At 36.9% G+C, this 22,151-nt stretch carries 18 protein-coding genes; 12 read left to right on the top strand and 6 right to left on the bottom strand.

What is annotated here, in order from left to right; all coding sequences use genetic code 11:
- Positions 1-36 precede the first annotated feature (36 nt).
- A complete protein-coding gene (locus tag EHR01_RS04290; RefSeq protein ID WP_135693387.1) occupies positions 37-1,383 on the top strand; it encodes a PrsW family glutamic-type intramembrane protease in 1,347 nt (448 codons plus the stop codon).
- 6 nt (positions 1,384-1,389) lie between these two features.
- Here the strand turns inward: EHR01_RS04290 and EHR01_RS04285 are convergent, their stop codons facing one another.
- Positions 1,390-2,490 carry an LB_137 family protein gene (locus tag EHR01_RS04285; protein WP_425269971.1) on the bottom strand — a complete coding sequence of 367 codons (1,101 nt, stop codon included), beginning with the start codon at positions 2,488-2,490 and terminating at the stop codon, positions 1,390-1,392.
- 28 nt (positions 2,491-2,518) lie between these two features.
- Between EHR01_RS04285 and EHR01_RS04280 the strand changes: the two genes are divergently transcribed.
- Both EHR01_RS04280 and EHR01_RS04275 read left to right on the top strand, forming a co-directional pair.
- Complete coding sequence (locus EHR01_RS04280) at positions 2,519-4,036, top strand: SpoIIE family protein phosphatase (RefSeq protein WP_135693383.1); 1,518 nt, start codon at positions 2,519-2,521, stop codon at positions 4,034-4,036.
- Positions 4,033-5,589 carry a tetratricopeptide repeat protein gene (locus EHR01_RS04275; protein ID WP_135693381.1) on the top strand — a complete coding sequence of 519 codons (1,557 nt, stop codon included), beginning with the start codon at positions 4,033-4,035 and terminating at the stop codon, positions 5,587-5,589. The genes EHR01_RS04280 and EHR01_RS04275 overlap by 4 nt, the downstream gene beginning before the upstream one ends.
- A gap of 31 nt (positions 5,590-5,620) precedes the next feature.
- Here EHR01_RS04275 and EHR01_RS04270 read toward each other — a convergent pair whose 3' ends face one another.
- Positions 5,621-5,944, bottom strand: a complete 324-nt coding sequence (locus EHR01_RS04270) for an STAS domain-containing protein (RefSeq protein WP_020777405.1) — start codon at positions 5,942-5,944, stop codon at positions 5,621-5,623.
- Positions 5,945-6,053: 109 nt separating this feature from the next.
- Positions 6,054-6,233: a hypothetical protein gene (locus EHR01_RS04265; RefSeq protein ID WP_135693379.1), complete on the bottom strand. Its 180-nt coding sequence runs from the start codon at positions 6,231-6,233 to the stop codon at positions 6,054-6,056.
- 107 nt (positions 6,234-6,340) lie between these two features.
- On the opposite strand from EHR01_RS04265, the gene EHR01_RS04260 reads away from it, so the two are divergent.
- Positions 6,341-8,449 carry an EAL domain-containing protein gene (locus tag EHR01_RS04260; RefSeq protein WP_135693899.1) on the top strand — a complete coding sequence of 703 codons (2,109 nt, stop codon included), beginning with the start codon at positions 6,341-6,343 and terminating at the stop codon, positions 8,447-8,449.
- Positions 8,449-9,225: a M48 family metallopeptidase gene (locus EHR01_RS04255; RefSeq protein ID WP_135693378.1), complete on the top strand. Its 777-nt coding sequence runs from the start codon at positions 8,449-8,451 to the stop codon at positions 9,223-9,225. The genes EHR01_RS04260 and EHR01_RS04255 overlap by 1 nt, the downstream gene beginning before the upstream one ends.
- A gap of 8 nt (positions 9,226-9,233) precedes the next feature.
- Here EHR01_RS04255 and EHR01_RS04250 read toward each other — a convergent pair whose 3' ends face one another.
- Positions 9,234-9,773 (bottom strand): MORN repeat-containing protein, encoded by a 540-nt coding sequence (locus EHR01_RS04250; protein ID WP_135693376.1) that lies wholly within the window; start codon positions 9,771-9,773, stop codon positions 9,234-9,236.
- Between the two features lie 47 nt (positions 9,774-9,820).
- Complete coding sequence (locus EHR01_RS04245) at positions 9,821-11,809, bottom strand: ATP-dependent helicase (protein ID WP_135693374.1); 1,989 nt, start codon at positions 11,807-11,809, stop codon at positions 9,821-9,823.
- Positions 11,810-11,887: 78 nt separating this feature from the next.
- On the opposite strand from EHR01_RS04245, the gene EHR01_RS04240 reads away from it, so the two are divergent.
- Positions 11,888-12,979 (top strand): response regulator, encoded by a 1,092-nt coding sequence (locus EHR01_RS04240; RefSeq protein ID WP_135693898.1) that lies wholly within the window; start codon positions 11,888-11,890, stop codon positions 12,977-12,979.
- Positions 12,980-12,986: 7 nt separating this feature from the next.
- On the opposite strand, the gene EHR01_RS04235 is transcribed toward EHR01_RS04240, so the two are convergent.
- Complete coding sequence (locus tag EHR01_RS04235) at positions 12,987-13,337, bottom strand: hypothetical protein (RefSeq protein WP_135693372.1); 351 nt, start codon at positions 13,335-13,337, stop codon at positions 12,987-12,989.
- Positions 13,338-13,561: 224 nt separating this feature from the next.
- Between EHR01_RS04235 and EHR01_RS04230 the strand changes: the two genes are divergently transcribed.
- From EHR01_RS04230 to EHR01_RS04205, 6 genes are read left to right on the top strand one after another with little or no spacing between them, the layout of a single operon-like run.
- On the top strand, positions 13,562-16,468 hold the full coding sequence (locus tag EHR01_RS04230) for an LPS-assembly protein LptD (RefSeq protein ID WP_135693370.1): 2,907 nt from the start codon (positions 13,562-13,564) through the stop codon (positions 16,466-16,468).
- A gap of 14 nt (positions 16,469-16,482) precedes the next feature.
- Entirely contained in the window at positions 16,483-17,883 is a 1,401-nt protein-coding gene (locus EHR01_RS04225) for an undecaprenyl-phosphate glucose phosphotransferase (RefSeq protein WP_135693368.1), read from the top strand.
- A gap of 9 nt (positions 17,884-17,892) precedes the next feature.
- Positions 17,893-18,177 (top strand): Asp-tRNA(Asn)/Glu-tRNA(Gln) amidotransferase subunit GatC, encoded by a 285-nt coding sequence (gatC, locus tag EHR01_RS04220; protein ID WP_004788751.1) that lies wholly within the window; start codon positions 17,893-17,895, stop codon positions 18,175-18,177.
- Positions 18,174-19,640 carry an Asp-tRNA(Asn)/Glu-tRNA(Gln) amidotransferase subunit GatA gene (gatA, locus tag EHR01_RS04215; RefSeq protein ID WP_135693366.1) on the top strand — a complete coding sequence of 489 codons (1,467 nt, stop codon included), beginning with the start codon at positions 18,174-18,176 and terminating at the stop codon, positions 19,638-19,640. Before gatC ends, gatA begins: the two co-directional genes overlap by 4 nt.
- A 1-nt stretch (position 19,641) precedes the next feature.
- Entirely contained in the window at positions 19,642-20,409 is a 768-nt protein-coding gene (hisF, locus tag EHR01_RS04210) for an imidazole glycerol phosphate synthase subunit HisF (protein WP_135693364.1), read from the top strand.
- Positions 20,406-22,142, top strand: coding sequence for a sodium:solute symporter family protein (locus EHR01_RS04205; protein ID WP_135693362.1), 1,737 nt, complete (start codon positions 20,406-20,408; stop codon positions 22,140-22,142). Before hisF ends, EHR01_RS04205 begins: the two co-directional genes overlap by 4 nt.
- Positions 22,143-22,151: the final 9 nt, after the last annotated feature.

The raw sequence follows: 22,151 nt of genomic DNA, 5'->3' as shown, positions 1-22,151 counted from the left end.
TGATTTTCAGGATTTTTCTGCCGTTAATTTTACCAAATGATCAACCAATTTTCAATACCAAGTTTGGTCATTTGCCTTATCAATTTAGTAACTCTGGGTTTTTATTACTCGTTCTACCGGTTTCATTTTTACAGGTTTACCGAGTCCTTTTTACAATACACTGCCTTTGCCTTTTCAATTTTTAGCGCAGGGATTGCCCTGGCCTTACAATTACTTTTATTAAATTTGCTACCCAATGGGGGGCCTTATTGGAATTCCTTTATCCTATCTTCTTTTGTAGAAGAACTTGCAAAATTACTCGGGATCTATTTATTTTTTAGAAAAAATCAAGATGAATTCACTGTTACCGATGGAATATTTTACGGATTGGTGTTAGGTGGCGGATTCGGTCTCGTTGAAAACATTTTGTATTTTATTAATACTGGGCTTTGGTCACAAGTACTTCGTTCGATTACAGCTCTTCCTATCCATATGATGAATGGGGGACTCGTTGGTGCTTACCTAATGATGTTTTTATTTCATAAAAACCCAATTTTTAAATGGGGAAAATTAGGATTCGGATTTTTTCTTTGTGTGGGGATTCATGGATTGTATAATCTTTCTATTTTTCAAGAAATTGATTTACTCTTTGTTCTTCCTTTTTGTATTCTTTCCTTGTTTTTTATTCTTGAGCTAACAATTGCTAAATCAAGAATCCTTGTGCCAGGCCATATTCTGAAACTAATGAATATGAGTATGGAAGAGTATGAAATTCTTAGCCGCCACAATCGGCATGAAGGTTGGATTCAAAATATACAAAAACATATTTCCACTTCGGGGATTAAACTTTTACAATACCCAAACTTACGCCATTCCATTATCACTACGTTTTTTTTAGTACCGGGAATTTTTTCCATTTATTTGTTATTTGAATCACCAGAATGGATATCTTTTAAGTTTCCAGACCTTGGACTGCAGGATTATTTTGCTCTTTTTGTGATGTATCCCATTGTATTGTCACTTATGTTTTTCTTTGCTGGTATTTTGAATCCATATTTCTTTAGAGATCGAATGTTAGCGGTTCCTTTATTTAGTTCCGTTGATTTACATTTAGGAAACATTGAAGAAAATTCTGCTATTTTCCACATCCATGCAAATATGTTTTACTTACCCACATCGCAGATGTTTCCTGAAAATTCGAAAGTTAAATTTGACCTTTGGATTGGTTTAGATTGTTTTGTAGGTCTTTCGGGAACCATTCTTTGGTGTAGGGAGAATGAAGAAGGGAATTGTGGAGCCATGTGCCAACTAGATAAAATTCCATACCCTTTTCTTTTTAAATGGCATTTCCTACGTTTGAGGCAGAATTTAAAAAATTTATTTTTAAGAAAGGCTTTGGCTTAAAGGCACTTAAAACTTGGATTCAAAACTTAATCCGTAAAACAAACTATCATTTGGCCTAAACTGATTTCCAATTCCTAAATAAGTTGTGTTGGCATTGGGTTTCATATCCAATAACGGTTTTAGATAGACACCTGTTGCATTTTCTTTTTTTGATTCCATTCGACCTAAATAAAAACTATCAATCAAACTATAAGAGATGATTGAAGTAAAGACAACAGAATAAATGAAGAAACGTTGTCTATGAAAATCATAATGATCCGTGCTTAATGTATTCGCAAATACAAAAACTCTTCCATCACTAGTTGGGATGTATTCGATATCTTTGTTGATTGCATTGACAGATGCATTGTACTCATATAACATTCCTAAGCCGGAAAGGAATGCACCGCCAAAAATAAATGCAGCTTTTCCATATCTTTTTTCGGTGATGGGGGAATAACCTGGAATGACTTTTGGGGTTTCTTCTTTAATAACTTTTACAATCACCGATTTGTTTTGAATTTCAAAAGATTGGAAATCCAAAATATCAACAGACTCAAGAGTTTTTATATCGGTCTCAATGATGATTCGACCACGTTCCAAGGATTTGAAATTTCCTGAAATTTCTTTGCCTGCAAATACCCATTTCCCTTTGGCCCCAAGTTCGATGTATCGTTCCATCGGAAGATCCGATTCTGCCTGAACTTTCAATGAGGAGATTTTTTTTATGGGAATGATTTCTAATTCCAAAGGGCTATTTTTTTTAGAAAAACTAGCGTTGGTTTTTGTCAATTTGGTGAGGATCAAATCGCAGTCTTCCACACCGAAGGTTTTGTAATCTGCACAAGCCGGAAGTCCGTCATAGCCCACATCAATTCCTAGAACCTCTGTATTCAGGAATTTATAACGTTTACCCTGGTCCTGCCATTCCACGTGTGTCGCGGTAACGTTGACAACCTTTCCATTCAGTACTTCCCCTGATTTCAAACGAATCTTATCCGCCAAAAGGGAGGAGAGACTCAAAAACAGCAGAAAGGTTAGAAATACTGTCCGTAAACATCGTAAGGATGATATGTGGGTGCCTAAATCCAATGGGAAAATCTCAATTTTGTGATAGATTTCTATCACTTAATTATCGACAATACAAGTAATTGCCGTGAACAAAAGCAAAATCAAAACGACGAATTCCTTACGCTTTAAGATTGGACTCTTTTATTCCCTTCTTGCCTTACTCAATATCATCTTTTTTACGGTGATGATTTTTGAAAATCAATCGGATTTACTCCTCAAGAACTTTCAATTCCAATCGGAAAACCTTGCCAATACCATTCTTGCCGACATCCAAACCATCGGACTTTCAGGTGCCAAAGACGAAAGTTTTGAAGTTTTTCGCAAAACCTTAAAATTGTATGAAATTACAAAATTTTCTATCTTTGATCCAGAGGGAAAAATCATCCTTTCCGAACCAGAATCGGGACCCGGTACCAAAGAAATTGCGGAAGATGTTTTAAAAAAAACCAAAGAAGTTTCCTCTGATAAGGAAGGCAATCTATTCAAAGCAAGGTATAGTTTAGATCTAAATGAATCGGATTTTACTGTGAACTTTCTTTTGCCGATTCGTCTTTCTGATTCGAAAGAAGTTTTTCTTTTCACTCATTTCAATATATCCACCATTCAGGATCGATTGAAACAACTCTACATCCAAGTGGGTTATGCCGTTCTTTGGGGAATTGTATTTCATATTATTTTTGCCATTCTTGTCTACCGCGCCATTTTCAAACGAGTTGGATCTTTAGAAGTCGCCTCAAAAGGAATGGCAACTGGTAATTTAGAATCTCGAGTCACTTGGGATTTTAGAAGTAATGACGAATTAGATAGTTTAGGAAAGTCATTTAACTTAATGGCGGAAGAAATCCAAAACAAAGTAACGACCATTACACGGCTAAATGAAGAAATCAATCAAGAACTACAAATCGGAAAAGAAGTACAAGAGTTATTTTTACCTTCAGTAAAAAAATTCAAAAAATTCAATATTGGTAAATTATACAGACCAATGCGAGAAGTATCTGGAGATTTGTACCAATACTTTCAATTTCCAGAAAACAATTATTATGGATTCTTTTTGGCAGATGCATCTGGACATGGTGTTTCGGCAGCTCTTGTAACTGTTGTCATGGCGATGTCTTTACAAGCCATAATGAAAGAAAATCATTCAGCAATTCAAGCAATCAACCAACTTGGTGAAGTGATTGCCAATCGACTCCAAGCTTCCTTTTTTGCAACAGGAGTCTTTGTTGTTTTCGAAGAACCTGGTGTTGTAAAATTTGTGAATGCAGGTCATAACGCTCCGTTTATCATTCGACCATCAACAAAAGAAATCACTTATGTTGATAGTTCCGGTCCCCCTCTCGGTATGGGTGATGATATTCAGTATTCTTTAGATTCTTTCCCTGTTCTACCGGGAGATAAAATCATTCTTTATACTGATGGTGTAGTTGAAACTCCAATCAAAGAAGGCGGACTTTTTGGATTGGAAAGATTTACGGAAGTTGTTTTAGAAAATATCCATTTACCAAACTCAGAAATTGTTGAAAAGGCAATGGCACTTCTTGAAGAAAAACATGAGGAATATAAGGATGATGTCACAATGATTGTCCTTGATGTACCGGAATGAAAAAGTTTTTCTTTTTCTCTCTTTTCTTTATTCTGTTTTTCTTTTTTGCATTGGCTTCACAGTCCATAGTCAGTGTCAAATTACAAGAGTTAAGATTCGGAATTCTTCGGGACCAACTGATGAACTACGAACTCTCTTCCCAAACCTTAAGAGAGAGACTCAAACAAATGTTTCTTTCCAAAGATGATTATATGACTGAAGTAAAAGTCAATATCTTGGAATCAGGGATTATGAATTCGGAAACAGAAGGTCTTGACTTAAAGATGAGTTGGCAAGATCGATTTGGTCTTTATGTCATTAATTCAGTCCGTTTTTTAAATTTTAAGCCAGCCTTGGAATTAGAGGAACAACAAAAAACCATCATTCGATTGCAGTTTGCTTTTTATATGGAAAGGACAAGAAAGTATCCAATTGCATCTAAAAAATACCAAGAATTAGAGGATTCCGTTACTTCTTCTTTATCTGATGAAATGGCATTCACACTCCTTCACCATGGATATTGTTTGGTGATGATGGGCGAAAGAGAAAAAGCATTTGTCAAACTCACCAAAGCCATTGATTTATTTCCTGGAACCCACTATGCTGAAAATGCGAGTTTACTAATTAGTTTTTTAGAAGAGGGCGAAAAGAAAAAAGAAGAACTCAAAAGCAAAAAAAAATCACCTGAAGAGTTAGCTTACTCACTTTTCCAAAGTGGAGATTACGAAGAAACATTAAAAACTTTAGAAACTCTTCCGGTTTTAACCAAAGACCAATCTTATGTCAAAGCTCGGGCAATGGAAGAACTTGGAAAAACCTCAAATGCAGTAAAAGAATACATACAACTTGTAAAACAAAAAGAAAACAAGGAAGTAGCAATCCGAGCAAACAGACGTTTGCTGCTAATTGGTAACTTTTACCAAGAAAACAAATCTCTTGTAGCTTTTTCTAAAGAAGAGGCAACAAAGTTAGGTGATACAAAAGCAGCTGAAAATATAGAGGAAGGAAAGAGTTTAGTTTTAAAACCCGTGATCATAGAAAAGGTTCTCAAAGCTGAAACAGCATCCAATCTCTCAGAAGAAGAATCAAAAGAACTGAATCAAATCAAAGAGAATATTCGTGAATCTTTAGAAGATTCTAAAGGGGAAACTACCAAACTAGCAGCGGTTGTTTCTGAGGAAAAAATTCCTCTTGTTCCGGAAATCGATGAATCAAAACCAAAACTGACTGAAGAAAAACCAAACCTAACGGATGCGAAAAAAAACATTTCGAAATCTCCCTTAAAACTCAAAGTTAAGTTAAGAGATGGAAGGGAAGTGATTTGTGAGGAAGTAAAAATCGAAGGAAATCTTGCCACCCTCCAACTCGGATCCTTTGGGCTGAACCTCCCTTATGATCTTGTGGTTTCCGTTCAGGTTTCTGCCGACCGAGGGATTCCTGTCAAATTAGTGACTGGGTCTGGTATCCAAGGAGAATCCAACCGCTGGATTCAGAATGGGTCTGGGGATTGGACAAAACCAAAATCAAATGAAGAGCCGGTGGTTAGAGGAGAGGTAAAATCTTTCCGGCTCTGAAAAAGTATGAAAAAGAGGAGAAGCCGGGGCCTTACGGAAGTTCCGCCTCTCCACCTAAAATAGTAAAAAACTTATCCAAACTCGAAAGTTTCAAAATCACCATTACATCTTGGCTCACATTGAGTAAAAAAAACTGTCCTTCTTCCGACTTCAGCTTTTTTTGCAGGTTGGCGAGTAAGGCAATTCCAGAGGAATCCAAAAGTTTGATGTTGACCATGTCAATTGCTACAGACTCGGCCCCGTCATCGATGATTTTATGGAGTTCTTTTTTTAATGCGGGTGCAGAATAAATATCGAGGGAACCCTCTAGAGTAACAACTGTATGATTTTTAACTTGTTTTGTTGTGAAATTCATTGAACTTCCTACTGGCACGTATACTATCTGTTTACTTGCCAATTTTGTAAAGAATTTTTGTGGAAACTTGTTTCACTTGTTGCATTTGCCATTTTGATTAGAAAAAACCCTAGGTTTGTAACTTTTTTAAAACCAAGGTAATTGCTTGGTTGAAACCATCGTAACCACCCTTGTCATAATCATTGAGTCCCTTATAATCCAAATTACTCATGTCCAAGAGTAATTTCCTTAGTTCATGCTCTAAAGATTCTTTTTTGATATAATTAGTTTCAAAAGTTTTCGGATGCACTTACGGTATCAGACGAAAAATCCTAGTTTTTTCGAATCTTTTTTAGGTTGAGATTTTAGGAAAAATACGAATTCTTAGTGGGAGAGAAAGCCTTACCGGCAACTACAATGGGCAGTCCAATCAGCGTTCTAATACTCGAAAACGATTCTAATAGTGTATTTGATCTTGTGCGAGAGATGAAAGCCAATGGCCTCAGTCCTCTTTACCGAGTGGTCGAAACTTTCCAGGCTTGGGAAGCTACAGTTCATGAAGAAGACTGGGATGCAATCATCTGCAGTACGAGAGAACCATTCCATTCGGAAATCCCAGTTTACTTACAATACTTAAACGACAAAAAAATCGATATCCCAGTAATTCTTCTGAGTGATAGCGAAGAATTCTCGAAAAACTTAAGTTATATGAAATCTGGTGTCAATGATCTCATTGAAAGAAAGAATTTGGTACGACTAACGGAAGTTTTAGAAAGGGAACGACGGGAACTTGTATATAGGAAAGAAAAAAATACTACCGAAACTTTTTTGTACCAATCATTACAAGAAATCCAACTTCAAAAATTCGCCCTTGACCAAGCCAATATCGTTTCCATTACCGATGCCAATGGTATTATCACTTATGTAAACGATGCTTTTTCCAAAGTCACAGGGTATGGTAAATCAGAACTCATTGGCCAAAACCATAGGATTATGAAATCCAGTGACAAAACAAAAGAAGATTGGGCCAAAATTTGGGAAGGCATTCAAAAGGGAAATGTTTGGAGAGGGGAAATTCGTAATATTCGAAAAGATGGAAGCGATTATTGGGCAGATACAACCATTGTTCCTTTCACAAGGCAAGATGGATCTGTATTTCAATACATAGCCATCCACCATGATATTACAGATCGAAAACTTGCCGAACAACAATTAACCCATGATGCATTTTATGATAGCCTTACCGGACTTCCCAATAGAGCACTATTTCTTGCAAGAATAGAACAAAAGATCTTTGCTTATAATACAAAAAGCACCGGATATCCTATTTTATTCTGCATCAATATTGATAATTTTAAACGAATCAATCATTCTCTTGGAAATGAAGCAGGGGACCAAATTCTTGTTATTTTTTCAGAACGTTTAAAACAATTTTCTGATACGGATGCCATCATCACAAGACTTGGTGCCGATAACTTTTCGATTTTAATCACTCATCTTCTCTCCATTGATGAAGGCATTAATTATGCGATGAGACTACTCGAACGACTAGGTGATCCGATTCCCCTTGGTGGATATGAAATTTATCTAACAGCATCTTGTGGAATTTCTGCCTTTGGACTTGGTGGTAAAGATGCAGACGTACTTTTGCGAAATGCAGAAATTGCAATGTTTCATGCAAAATCGCAGAAGGTAGGAACTGTATCAGTATTCAACCAGGCCATGCAGGAAAAAATCCATTTCCAATTGGAAATTCAGAATGATTTGAAAAAGGCCCTTACCCATAACGAAATTTTTGTTTTTTACCAACCGATCTTGGATATTAAAGAAAACAGAATCGGACATTGGGAAGCTCTTGTTCGTTGGCGCCACCCACAAAGAGGAATGGTTTCCCCGGGAGAATTTATTCCCTTGGCTGAAGATTCAGGTTTGATTGTTCCCATTACAAAATTTGTTTTAGAACAAGCAGCCAATGTCATCGAGGAAGTACAACTCAAACAAGGACTTCCTATATCCATTGCTGTGAATCTTAGCCCACAAGTATTTTTTGATCAGAATATTTTTCATTGGATTGTTGATTTACACAATCGTCGAGGGATTCCTTATACCTCCTTACAAGTTGAAATCACCGAGAGTTTGGCGATGAAAAACCTCGCAGAGACTGTTCCCATCCTTTCCAATCTTATTGATATAGGAGTAAAGGTTGCTCTGGATGATTTTGGAACCGGTTTTTCTTCTCTTTCTTACCTAGAAAAACTTCCGCTTTCCATCGTTAAAATCGATAAATCCTTTTTGAATAATGTGGAAGAAGGATCAAAAGAAAGTTTTTTACTAATTTCAATTATCAACATGGCGCATGATCTCGGTTATTCGGTGGTGGCGGAAGGCGTTGAAGAGATTGAGCAGCTAGAACTTCTTAAGTCTTATGAATGTGATAAAATCCAAGGATATTGGTTATCAAAGCCCATTGGAAACGACGAAGTTGTCCCTTTTATTCATCAATTTTATTCAAAACAGGAAAAGTAATGATTCGAATTTTAAATTTAGTTTTTGTTATCCCCATCCTCATTCATTGTAGCACGTCTCCCACGGGAAGAAGACAGATATTGTTAGTCAAAGATGCTGAAATGAATGAAATGGGTGGAACTGCCTTTTCAGAAATGAAGACAAAAACACCAATCGATTCCTCTACCACAGCAAATGCCTATGTCAATTGTATTGTATCCGCAGAGTTAGCGGTGACCACGGATACAACGGGAGTAGATACATGGGAAGTTGTTGTATTCAAAGACAATACACCTAACGCATTTGCATTACCTGGCGGAAAAATTGGTGTTCACACCGGTATGTTCTCTGTATCTAAAAGCAAAGACCAGCTAGCAGCCGTAATTGGACATGAAATAGGCCATGTGATTGCTCGTCATGGAAATGAAAGAGTTTCACAGAACCAACTTGCCGGTGGATCTGTGAAACTTTTAGAAAGTTTAGGAAAACCGGCTGTTGCAGGCGCACTCGGGATGGGAGCTAAATTTGGAATCCTATTACCATTTTCGAGAGAACATGAATCCGAGGCTGATTTAATTGGTTTGGAACTGATGGCAAAATCTGGATTTGATCCACGGCAAAGTGTTGAACTTTGGAAAAATATGAGCACTCTCGGTGGAAACAAACCAAATGAATTGTTATCAACTCATCCATCTGATGCCACTAGGATGAAACAATTGAATGCAGCAATGCCAAATGCTTTGGCACTTTGGGAAAAAGCAAAGGCAGAAGGAAAACGTCCCAACTGCCAATTATAAACTGACTGTTATTCGCAGAGAAGTTTTCTTCCTGCGATTTTACAATTCCTCGCCTTACCTTCGTCAGTCAGAACTCCAATTCCTTCCTGACCATCGGAGGTAAAGTCACCCGAAACGGATTTTCCATCTTTGAAACTATAAGTACCTTTGCCGTTGATTTGTCCGTTTTGGAATTCACCGACGTATTTATCCCCATTTTTAAAATGATACTCACCGGGACCTTGTTTTTTATCTTCTAAATAGGTTCCGCTAAATTTTTCTCCATCTGTATAAAGAAAACTTCCTGAACCTTCTCTTAAGTCATTTTTAAATGATCCAGTATAAACATCACCGTTATCGTACACATATTTACCGGTTCCGTTGACACAATTCCCTTCGATACAACCAAATTTTTTCCCACCCTTTTCTGGATCTTCCAGGTTGGCATTCCTTGTGGTGGATTTAGGATCTTGGTTTGTTTGTTCATCCTTTGTATCAGGAGACACACAGGCCAAATACATTGGTAAAAGAAACACTCCACAAAGAAAGCGGCGAAAGGATAAATTCATACGTCCCCCAAATATGAGACCCATAGTAGAGGAAGATTTTTTAGAAATCAATTCAAAAAGTATCGTTGGATGTCCTGGAAGCGGTCGTTTTCCAACTTAGATTCTGGCACTTCTTTTGGATTTTCAATAGCGATCGGATGTTCTTCTTCGACGAGTTCTGATAAATTTGGCAAATCTACCAAAAACCGACTGATCGTTGTTAATCGATTTTTATCAGTAAAAACCGGTGATGTTAAATACAATCCTTGTTTGGCTCTAGTGATTGCCACATAAAACAATCGCCTTTCTTCTTCCAATTCTTGTGTTGTTTTGATTCGAGAACTAGGCAAACTTCCTTCCACAACTTGCATAGTGAAAACATATTTCCACTCGAGGCCCTTTGCTGAATGAATTGTGGATAAGGTTAAAAAATCATCTTCCTTGGTATCAAGGGGACTCGTATCCATTCGTTCGGTTGGATCCAGAGTCAAATTTGCCAAATAGTCAGATAGATTCGGGGAGGACTTACTCAAAATTTTAAAGGACTCTAAATCTAATTTTCTTTTCTCAAAGTCATCATACTCTTCTTCCAGAATCGGAAAATAATGTGTTAGAATCGCTTCGACGATCGCCATACTATTTCCTAAATTGAAACTCTGAGACTGAAATACTTTGATTAGTTTTTGAAAAGATATTTTTGCCTGTTCAGGAATCCCTAAAAAAAATGTTGGCGATTCAAACACGGACTCCCAGCTGAACTCATTTGTTTCTATGTTTTTATAAAGGACCTGCGCATATTTTTTACCGATATGTTTTTCTAAAAGTAAAACCCGATTCCAGGAAAGTATGTCTTTGGGATTATCGATGATACGGAGGTAAGCGAGTAAATCCTTTACGTGAGCTAAATCCAAAAATCTTTTTCCTCCAAACTTTCGAAAAGGGATTTGTTTTGTTGTGAGTTTCACTTCTAAAAGGTTGGAAATATAACCAGCACGAAAAAGAACAACAATTTCCGAAAGGGGAGTTTTATCTTCATATAATTCCAAAATTTGGTCGACTATCCAATTTGCTTCTTCTTCCGAAGATTCAAATTTTATATGTTTTGGTTTTTGGGAACTAGAATGTCTGTTTGAAACCAAATGTTTTTTATAGTTTTCTTTACTTTGGTCTAAAACCGAATTTGCTAAATCCAAAATTGGTTGAGTACTTCGATAGTTTTCTGTTAGATGAATGGTTTTTGTGTTGGGGAAAATTTTTGGAAAATCCAACATATTGTTTACATTGGCACCGCGAAATCCATAAATACATTGTGCATCATCACCCACAACGAGAATGTTCTGGTGTTTACTTGCAAGCAAACAAGCGATATGTGCTTGGATTCGATTTGTATCTTGGTATTCATCAACCAAAATGTACTGATATTGTAATCCAACTCGTTCTCGGATGGATTCTTCTTCCATTAAAATTTTTCTTGTGAAATCAAGTAAGTCGTCAAAATCCAATGAATTGTGTTTAAGTTTGAGATCTATATACTTCGTTTTTACTTCTTGGATTTCTTTTGTTAAGCCAAGAAACATAGGGTATTCTTTTTGTAGAAGTTTTTCCAAAGAAATTTGTAAGTTGAAACAACTAGAAAAGATCTCAACTAAAGTTTCTTTTTTGGGAAATCGAACTTGTTTGGTGACAACCTGATCTCTAGCCATCCCCACAAGACTTGTGGCATCATCTTCATCTAAAATCGTAAAATTTGAATTGAGGGAAACAACTAAGGAATACTTCCGAAGGAAGTGGTGGCAAAAGGAATGGAAAGTCCCACCTTGTACAGACAACATACGTGAATCGAGTTTTGTTGCTGCACGATGTAACATCTCTTTGGCTGCTCGCCTTGTAAAAGTTAAAAGTAAAAGGGAACTTGGATCAAATCCATTCTGAACAAGGGAAGCCAATTTATTGACAAGAGTGTTAGTTTTTCCAGTACCAGCACCCGCCACAACTAGGATGGGACCTGGGGGGGATAAAATGACTGAATTTTGAGCCTCGTTTAAATCCTCATTCACAATACAGAGATTTGTTGTATGGATTCTGTTGACAAACTCTTATTATTGTATTTGATTGATGAATCCGGTTTTAATGATATGACAGCAGTTGTGGGAACAGAGAAAGAAACAGACGTTAAAAGAATCCTTGTCGTAGAGGATGAAAGAATCATTGCCATCAATATTTGTTCTACATTGAAACAATACGGATACAACGCTAAATACGTTTCTGATGCCAATGATGCAATCGAACATATCGAAAACGAACATTTTGATCTAGTGTTAATGGATATTATGTTAAACGGTCCCATGGATGGGATTGAAATCGCAACGATAATAAAAAAAACAAAGGAAATCCCTGTCATTTATTTGACTGCGTATTCTGACGAAGCTACCATCAACCGAGCAAAGGCCACAGAACCTTTTGGGTATTTAATCAAACCATTTAACAGTCGTGATTTATATATTTCTGTAGAAATGGCAATATATAAATCTCAAGTCCAAAAACACATCCGAAATGTTGAAAGTAGGCTTGCTGAAAATCAAAAATGGGAAACCATAGCCCTCGTTGCTTCTGGAATCTCGCATGAAGTCAATAATCCACTCACTTCTATTTTGAATTTGGCAGATTTGATATCTTTAGAAGCCAAAAAAATAGGCAATCTTTCCTTAGAAGAAAAAGCATCCAAAATCGCAGAAGAATCGGATCGAATTGCAAAAATCATAAAAAACCTAGTCTCTTATTCACAATCAACTTCTTCTCAATGGACATATTCTAATTTAGGAAGTATCCTCAATGACACTCGGTCTTTTCTCCACCAGTATTTCTTAAAAGAAGGGATTCAATGTGAAATTGAATTTGGAGATGTTCCGCTTGCTTATTGCCAACCACAGAAGATCAAACAAGTCCTCCTCAATTTGATGCAAGACGCACGTGTTCGTGTCAATACAAGAGAAGATTCGATTGGTCGAAAGATCTTAGTCACACTCAAACAAGTGGAAGAGGATGGATCAAGCCATATCCTCATTCAAATTAAAGACAATGGTGCAGAAGATTTGATGAAAGGAATTGCACAATTCAATTCCTTAGAAGTAACCAAAAGTATTGTAATCGAACACAAAGGTAAAATGTACAGAGATGAAGAGGGATCATCCTGGTATTTCACCCTGCCAATCATCAAACCACTTTAACGTTTGTTTAACGGTTACCCAAAACAAGAGGTTTGGGTAACTGCGGAGTTTCTTCTAATAATTTAAAAAATAACTGAATTCGACTGGAATGTAACATCCAGTTGTCCTCTAAAAACAAACCGGCTAGAAAAAAATTAAAGTCTTTATAATACAAAAATGATGTCTGTGGATTCTTTGTGAAATCAAGGAGGATGGCAAGAGCCAGCCGATTGGCACTCTCATCTGGACCAAAACCCTCCATGGGGATTTGGATGGTGGGTTCGGGGACCATAAAACAATGTTCCGTACTTCCTTCTCTGACTTTGAGATTGTACCGCAAAGTACCAGGAATACGCTCTCCAGAGTAGGTTTTTGCCATTCAAAACTCCCGGATGCCCAATGATTGAGCCTTTTGATTATGTCCATTACATGAATCGTTCTGCAACTTCTTTTTCCGTTAAAATACGGGACCTGAGTCCGAAATTCTGCCTGGTTTTCCATTGATTTTTTCGCCCGGTGTAAAACTCTCGTTCTATACTTTCAAAGCCCGCTGTGCAAAAATCCATTCGTTTCTTCATATTATTTTATGGTTTTCTCTTCGGAATGGAAATTCTGGCGCAGGATATCAACGGGCTAAAACTTCTGTTTCCAGAACAAGCTGGACAGACAAAAAATGCTCAGGAAGAAGAAAGAAAACAAACTACGGCACAAGTCCAAAGAGGTCTTGTTAGAAAATCTGTTGATTCCATGTCAGATCGCGAAGTGGAAGACAACCTTCGCAATTTAGGACTCAATCCATCCGGAACCATTTACACAAAAAGGGAAAGACTCCGTGAGGCTCTTGTCCCAGAAGAAGAACAAAACTTAACTCCCGAATCTCTTCTTAGTTCTCAAACCAAAAAAGGTCCTCCCATTCAAATTCAAAACGCAGCGGAAGGACAACTTTTAAACATTGATAAAACAAAAGGTGGGGTCCTTGTCCTTCGTGGTAAGGTTCGATTAAAAATTAGATCCGGTGAACTTGTTGCTGATTCAGTTTCGATTGATGCCAATCGCCAAGAAATTTATGCCGAAGGTGGAGTAGAATACAAAGACGGATCAGCCAAAGTAAACGGCGACCGGATGATCTATGATTTAAAAATCAACCAAGGTGTTGTTTATAATTCAAAGTTGAGTATGTTTCCTTCTCATTTCATTGGTCAAAAAATAAAACGATTAGATGAAAAACGTTACTTATTGGAAATGGGATACTTTACTGCTTGTAATGCGGAACTTCCACATGAATCATTCCAGGCAAAAAAAATCTTTATACATGATGATCGATCCGTAGTAGCATATAGTGTTTCCTATAAAGTAGGGGGAACATCCTTATTTTGGCTACCTGTTTTGTATAACTCCGAATCAGGAAATGGAGTTACAACACAAATTGGTAAAAACAATACACAAGGTTGGTTTTGGCAAAACTCATACCAATGGTCTGATTCTTATCCGAACAGTATCTTCCTTGCCAATGGATATAAATTTAGATTTGATATGTATGAAAAAACTGGCCAGGCAGCTCAGTTAGAGATGTGGAAACTATCTCCCTTTTTAAATTATAATATTAATCTTGGTTACGCAAATTATAAAAACACTGCCATTACTCCCGTTTATGAAGATCGATTTAAAAATAACGGATTGGGCAACGTAGCGGTCACAAACAACGTAGATCGAGGGGAAATGTTTCCCAATACTGGGTTGCCTTATCGCAATACAGGCGTTAACTATGACCCTTGGTGGAAAACAGATATTCGATTGAACGCTAAATTCAATGATTTTTCTCGTGACTACACAAGAAACGTTCAATTACAATATGAAAACTATAGCAATCGTCAGTTTGATTATGAATTTGGAAATAGATACCAACCTTCCAATTCTTTACAGTCCTTATACACATATAGAGATGTTCGTTTTGGACTCATTCGTAACTTACTCAATTGGAACTTAAATTATACGGAAAACCGAGGTGATTTAAGCGTTGGTATTTCCATGAGCCGTACACTTGTGTATCAAATCCAAGCAAACCAATATTTTGCTGCACAAGACACCTTACCAGCAGTAACAATTAGAAACTCAAGTAATATTGGTTTGGTGCCCGGAACAACAAGTCCAATCTATTGGGATTTATTATTTCAAACCAACATCAATCGGATATATGGTGTTCCGCAACAAAAAACGAATCCAACTACTGGTGTGGTTGATCCAAGAAGCCAATACCAAGATTTTGTTTTGCGATCTCAAACCAATGTAATCGGAGAAACTGGATTTCGTTCTCCCATTGCAATGGGCGCATATATGTCGTTCACACCTTCCGTTTATATGGGAGCAACAAAACAAACAGTGGAATTTCCTGGTTCGGGTAATGATTTAAACAGCCCTGATCGTGATGTGAACAAAGCGTATGCAACACTTTTAAAACAACAATCTTATCAGTATGTTCGCCAATCCCATACAGTTCGTATGGGGATTCCAGAAATCTTTTTATCAACTACTTATCGTCGTTTGGATGCTGACAAAGCAGAAGCAAAAGACCCTATTCTTGGAAATTTAAGACAACACGAAGCTGAGTTTTCCTTAGAAAGTTATGCACTTAATGACTGGGATATTTCTGTTAGAACCATTCGTGATTTACGTCAGTTTTCTTCTGCATACAATCCTGGCCTTACGAATATGCAACGTTGGTATTATACGGTTGTTCGAGTGGGTGGATTCTTTGATTTTGTGGATGGATTTACAACACGCAGACCAAGTCTTTTGGAAAGAAAACGTAATTTTTATTCGGGTGTATTCATTAACAATGATTATGTGCATCATACTCCACAAAACAGATCGCTATCAAATAACTTAACCGTATCTTATAAAATGGGTGGGTTTTCTTGGCCTATCATTCGTGCATTTCGAAGTTTAGAAATTGGATCTACTTGGTATCATGTTTATAAAGATAGTTATTTAGACAGTTACCGATTTTTCTTTAAAACCGATGTAAAAGTAACAAGATATTCGGGTATTGAATTAGAACTAGATTCACGAGTGACTGAACCTTGGCGTTTGACAGCACTTGCACAGGGACAATTCTATGCAATGAATACCAGTCCTGAACTATACACATCACAAACGGGAACCAATTATGACCAAACTACCATTTGGGAAGATTTGGCGGCAGGAACTGGTGCCCAAGGCCAAACACAAAGACAAAAAACTGTTTTTAATATCAATCGGTTCATGATGACCTTGAAGTTGGATTTACATAACTGGGAATACCGTTTAGGTTACAGTATGAACCTAAGAGCATTACCAGGAGGTCTTGCAATGAACAACCAATTGACTTTTTACGACCAATCTGTATACTTTTCTGTTAACTTAACCAATTTCAGTTTTGGCGAATCGTCATCGGCACAAGCCACTCGGGTTCGTTTGTATAGATTCCGCAAACGTCCTCTGGACGGAACGACAACAGACTTAACGGAATAATTTTCGAGTTTATCATGTTAAAAGAAAGAAGCCAATCCTTCAAACTCCTGTTCATTGTAACAGATTTCTTTATTGCACTGACAAGTTTTGTTTGTGCTTATGTGATTCGATATTACCTTTCTCCTGATTCAAGTTTCCAAATCCAAACAATTGATCCTGTAAATTATCTTATCTTAGGGATCGTTCTCGGGTTTTCGCAAGTTTTATCTTTTCTTTCTATCGACTTATACCACCCAAGACGAGGTTTATCTTTTTCTGATGAACTTTTTGCTATCATTACTGGTGTTATTTTAAATTTACTTGTGGTTCTTTCTCTTTTGTTTTTCTTTCGAGGAGAAAGTTTTTCCAGATTAGTTATTGGTTATTTTGCAATTTGTACAACCATCCTCACTTCCTTTTCTCATTTTATATTGCGTACTTTTATGCAATACCTACGAAGCAGAGGATTCAATTTAAAATCGGTTCTTATCATCGGAACAGGAAGATCAGCCATCAACTTTTCTGAAACCATCAAAAAACATTCCATTTATGGATATATGGTGAAAGGATTTGTTGCAGGGAAAAAAAACTTAGCTCCCAAAAAAATACATACAGTCACAACAACAAACAAATTAGAATCTTATGTAGAAGAAAACAACATTGACTTAATTGTATATGCTTTGTCTCACGAAGAAGGGGATTCTTTAAAAGAAGTCATCGATATTGCTGATTTTCATGGTATCGATTTAAAAGTAATTCCCAGTTATGAAGAAATTGTAACTGCAAAAGGAAGGGTGGAAGTTCTGGATGGGATTCCAATTATTTCTATCAGAAATATACCTTTGCGGTTGGGATATAATTTAGTTTTAAAACGAATCTTTGATATCCTGTTTTCATTATTTTTTATCTTATTATTTAGTCCTTTTTATTTGGTCATCGCATTACTTGTAAAACTAACGAGTAAAGGTCCGATCTTTTACAAACAAGAGCGAGTTGGTCTTGATAACAAAGTTTTTGGTATGATAAAGTTTCGATCCATGGTCGTACAAACCAAAGAAAAGTCTGATACTTTATGGACAATCAAAGATGACCCTCGGGTGACTGCGGTTGGCGCAGTCCTTAGGAAATTATCATTAGATGAAACACCGCAATTTTTTAATGTATTAATTGGTGACATGTCAGTTGTAGGACCAAGGCCTGAACGTCCATTTTATGTTGAAAAATTCAGAAACGAACATTTGCAATATATGAGAAGGCATGCCGCTAAAGCAGGCATTACTGGTTGGGCACAAGTCCAAGGATTTCGTGGAGACACCTCCATTGAAAAACGAATTGAAGCAGATATATTTTATATTGAGAACTGGTCTTTATTACTCGATATTAAAATTATTTTATTAACTCCCTTAAAAGCTATTATTGATAGGAATGCATACTGAGGAAAACTTATGGATGAAAAAGAATTAAAAAACATTGCTAATTTGGCAAAACTTAACATTGATGATGCCGAAGTATCTTCCATGTTAGGTGACTTTTCTCGGATTGTACAATATGTGGACGAAATCAAAAACCTAGACACTTCCAGTGTAGGTGATGATGAAATTTATGAACAAATCTTTTATGAATTAAGAAAAGATTTAGCTGAAAACGGTTTAAAAAGGGACGATTTAGCAAAAATTGCTCCTGCTTATGAAAATGGATATGTTGTGGTTCCAAAGGTGATTGAAACATGAAAGACTTAATTTTTCTCACTTATTCTGAGATCAAAACAAAACTTAATGATGGAAGTATTAGTTCCAAAGAACTAGTATTAGCTTATATCAAACGAATTGAATCAACAGATGCAAAGGTGAAAGCTTTTTTAGAATTCAATAAGGAACGAATTTTAGCCCATGCTGAAGAAAGCGACAATCGAAGAAAAGCAGGAAAGTTACTTTCCGAATTCGATGGAATTCCCATTGGAATCAAAGATAATATCTGTATTACTGGTGAAATTACTTCTTGTTCTTCTCATATTTTAGAAAACTTTCGTTCACCATACGATGCATCAGTCATTCAAAAGCTAAAAGAAAAAGGTTTTGTTTTGTTTCCTAGGCTTAATATGGATGAGTTTGCCATGGGTTCCTCTACAGAAAACAGTGCCTTCCAAACAACAAGAAATCCTTTTGATACAAACAGAATCCCAGGTGGATCTAGCGGCGGTTCTGCGGCGGCTGTGGCAGCTTCTATGTTACCGGTTTCTCTCGGCTCCGATACGGGAGGTTCCATCCGACAACCTGCGGCACTCTGTGGAATCTGGGGTTTAAAACCTACATATGGTCGTGTTTCCAGATACGGACTTGTGGCTTATGCTTCTAGCCTCGACCAAATTGGACCTTTTTCAAATGATTTACAAGGGATTGCAGACTTATTAGAGATTATTTCTGGATTGGATCACAAAGACCAAACGACTGCAAAAGTAGATTCCTTTGAAACAAATTCAGTTTCTTCCATTGATTGGAAAGGGAAACGAATTGGTGTGATGAAAACGGAAGAATTCAATTTTTCACCAGATGTAAACAAACGTTATACGGATATATTAAAAGAAATTGAATCGAAGGGGGCAATTCTTGTTCCACTTGATTTTTCTTTATTAAAGTATGCAATTCCAGTTTATTATTTAATCGCTACTGCAGAATGTTCTTCCAACCTAAGTCGTTTTGATGGAATTCGATATGGATTAAGAAAAGAAGGCGCAGGTAAATTGGATGATTTATATTCTGAATCTAGAACTCAAGGATTTGGTCCAGAAGTCAAACGCCGAATTCTACTCGGCACTTTTTCTTTAAGTTCTGGTTATTATGATGCGTATTACGGAAAAGCTCAAAAAGCAAGAGTTCTCATTCGCAAACAATATGCAGAATTCTTTAAGTCAGTCGATATTATTTTTCAACCAACCTCACCGACGACAGCATTCAAAGTAGGGGAAAAAACCAAAGATCCAATCCAAATGTACCAAGCGGATATCCTTACCACTTCAGTTAACTTAGCTGGAGTCCCTGCCATCAGTTGTCCTGCAGGATTGGATTCAGGAAACCTTCCCATTGGTTTACAAATTACTTCTTCACATTTTGATGAATCAAAACTTCTAAGTTATGCCAAATCGGTTTCTGAATTAGAAATCTGCAAACTACCTCTTCCTACCGAGATCATCTAACATGGATGAGCTTACCAAAAGAGTCATTCCTTGTTTGGATATCAAAGGAGGAAGGGTTGTCAAAGGTGTTCAATTTGTTAACCTAATTGATGCAGGTGACCCGGTCTCCTGCGCAGTCGCTTACGAAGAAAACAAAGCAGACGAACTCTGTTTTTTGGACATTACTGCTTCTTCTGATAAACGAGATATCCTTCTCCATTTGGTGGAGCAGGTGGCAAATCGACTCTTTATTCCGTTCACAGTAGGTGGAGGAATTCGTACCATAGAAGATGTGAAAGCAGTTTTAAACAAAGGAGCTGACAAAGTTTCAATTAATACAAGCGCTTTTCAAAATCCAAAACTACTGAAAGATTCTAGTGAAATTTACGGATCCCAATGTATTGTCTGTGCGATCGATGTCAAATTTCATCCCGAACGCAAACGATACGAAGTATATCTCAATGGTGGACGCATAGAAACTGGTAGAGAGGCATTGGATTGGGGTAGGGAAGCTTTTGAAATGGGTGCTGGTGAAATTTTACTAACTTCAATGGACAAAGATGGTACCAAAGATGGATTTGATATCACACTTATGAAATCTTTTACATCCAATCTATCCATCCCGATCATTGCATCCGGTGGTGCAGGAAATCCGGAACATATGGCAGAAGTCATTCTCCGAGGGGGAGCAGATGCAGTACTAGCTGCTTCTATTTTTCATTTTGGAGAATTTTCGATCCAAGAAACTAAACAAACAATGAAAGAGATGGGAATCAAAGTGAGATTATGATTTCCTTCCATTCACTTGATTTTGTTTTTTTTCTTTTCCCATTTGTAATCATTCTCCTTCTTCTTTTTTGTTTTAGATCCAAACAAAAATCCACAAAAGAATATTTTCAAGCAGAAGGCAGTTTATCTTGGTTTGTTGCTGGGACTGCAATGGTTGCCACCACTTTTGCGGCAGACACTCCTCTTGCTGTAACAGAGATTATAAGGGGGCAAGGGATTGCTGGAAACTGGATCTGGTGGTATATGGCTGTTGGTGGATTTATTACCGTATTCTTTTTTTCTAGATTATGGAAACGTTCTGGTGCATCTACCGATTTAGAACTCATTGGACTTCGATACAGCGGAAAAGAAGCAGATTTTCTAAGAGGATTTAAAGCCTTCGTCATTGGTTTTTTACTCAACCTAGTCATTCTTGGTTGGGTCAATTTGGCGATGCTAAAAATTATTCCAGTTTTTTTCCCAACAATGACTTCTTCTCATATTCTCATCTATTTATTGTTATTTGGTGTTTTTTACACTTCAATAGCCGGTCTCAGAGGAATATCCTACATTGATGTATTCCAGTTTTTTTTAGCTTGGTTCGGTTGTATTCTTTTTGCTTATTACGCCATAAATCTACCAACTATTGGGGGTCTGGAAGGCTTAAAATCGAAACTAAATGGAAACAAAATTCTTTTTTTTCCTAATGGTTTAGAAGGAAGTTTGCCTTGGGACCATTTTTTAATTCTACTAACAGTTCTTTGGTGGTCTAGTTGGTATCCAGGTTCGGAGCCGGGAGGGGGAGGATATATTGCTCAGCGAATTTTGGCTACCAAAGATGAAAATGCTGCTTTAAAAGGTTCTCTTTGGTTTGTTGTTGCGCATTATTTTGTTCGTCCATGGCCATGGATTCTAGTCGCATTAGTATCCATTGTTTTATATCCCAATCTTACCGAAGTAGAAAGTGGAAAAGGGTTTCTGATGGTTTTACAAGAAGGAATGCCAAATGGAATGATGGGACTCATGCTGAGTGCATTTCTTGCAGCTTATCTTTCCACACTCGCCACCCATTTGAATTGGGGCGCATCTTATTTAGTAAATGACCTCTGGAAACCAATGTTACAAAAAGGAAGGTCGGATTCATATTATTTAAAAGTTTCGTATGGAATTCAAATTATAACAGCCGTTTGTTCTTATTTTTTGGCAGTTTATGGAATGGATACGATAAAAGGTGCCTGGGTTTTTTTATTGGAAGCATCTTCTGGTATTGGGTTTATTTTAATTGCAAGATGGTTTTTTTGGAGAATTTCTGCTTGGACAGAAATTTTTGCATTCATCCTTTCTCCTATTTTATACTTACTCTTTTCTGTGTACTTAAAAATTGGATTTCCTTATTCCATTTTATGCACGGCAGGTTCATCCGCTATCTTACTCATTGTATCAACTTACTTTTTGCCAAATACAGATAGGAATGTATTGTTTCAGTTTTATGACCGAACCAAACCTCCTTATTTTTTTTGGAAGGGACTATTTGTTACGGAAAAGAATCGCGAACAAATCATTTACCCAAATGAATTGTTTGTTTCTCTTGTTGGAACCATTTCTGGTCTTTTTTTTGTTTTTGGTGGTCTCTATACAGTCCAGTGTTTGTTATGGAACGAAGGTTTATTCATCTTGGGGTTTTTGGTATTCCTTTTGGGACTAATTGGATTATATCTTTCTCTCAAATCTTTACAAAAGAACGAAATCAAATAAAATATTTCT

Source organism: Leptospira mtsangambouensis (assembly GCF_004770475.1).
Lineage (GTDB): Bacteria > Spirochaetota > Leptospiria > Leptospirales > Leptospiraceae > Leptospira_A > Leptospira_A mtsangambouensis.
Note: the sequence above shows the minus strand (reverse complement) of the source record. Positions and strands in the feature narration are given on the sequence as shown.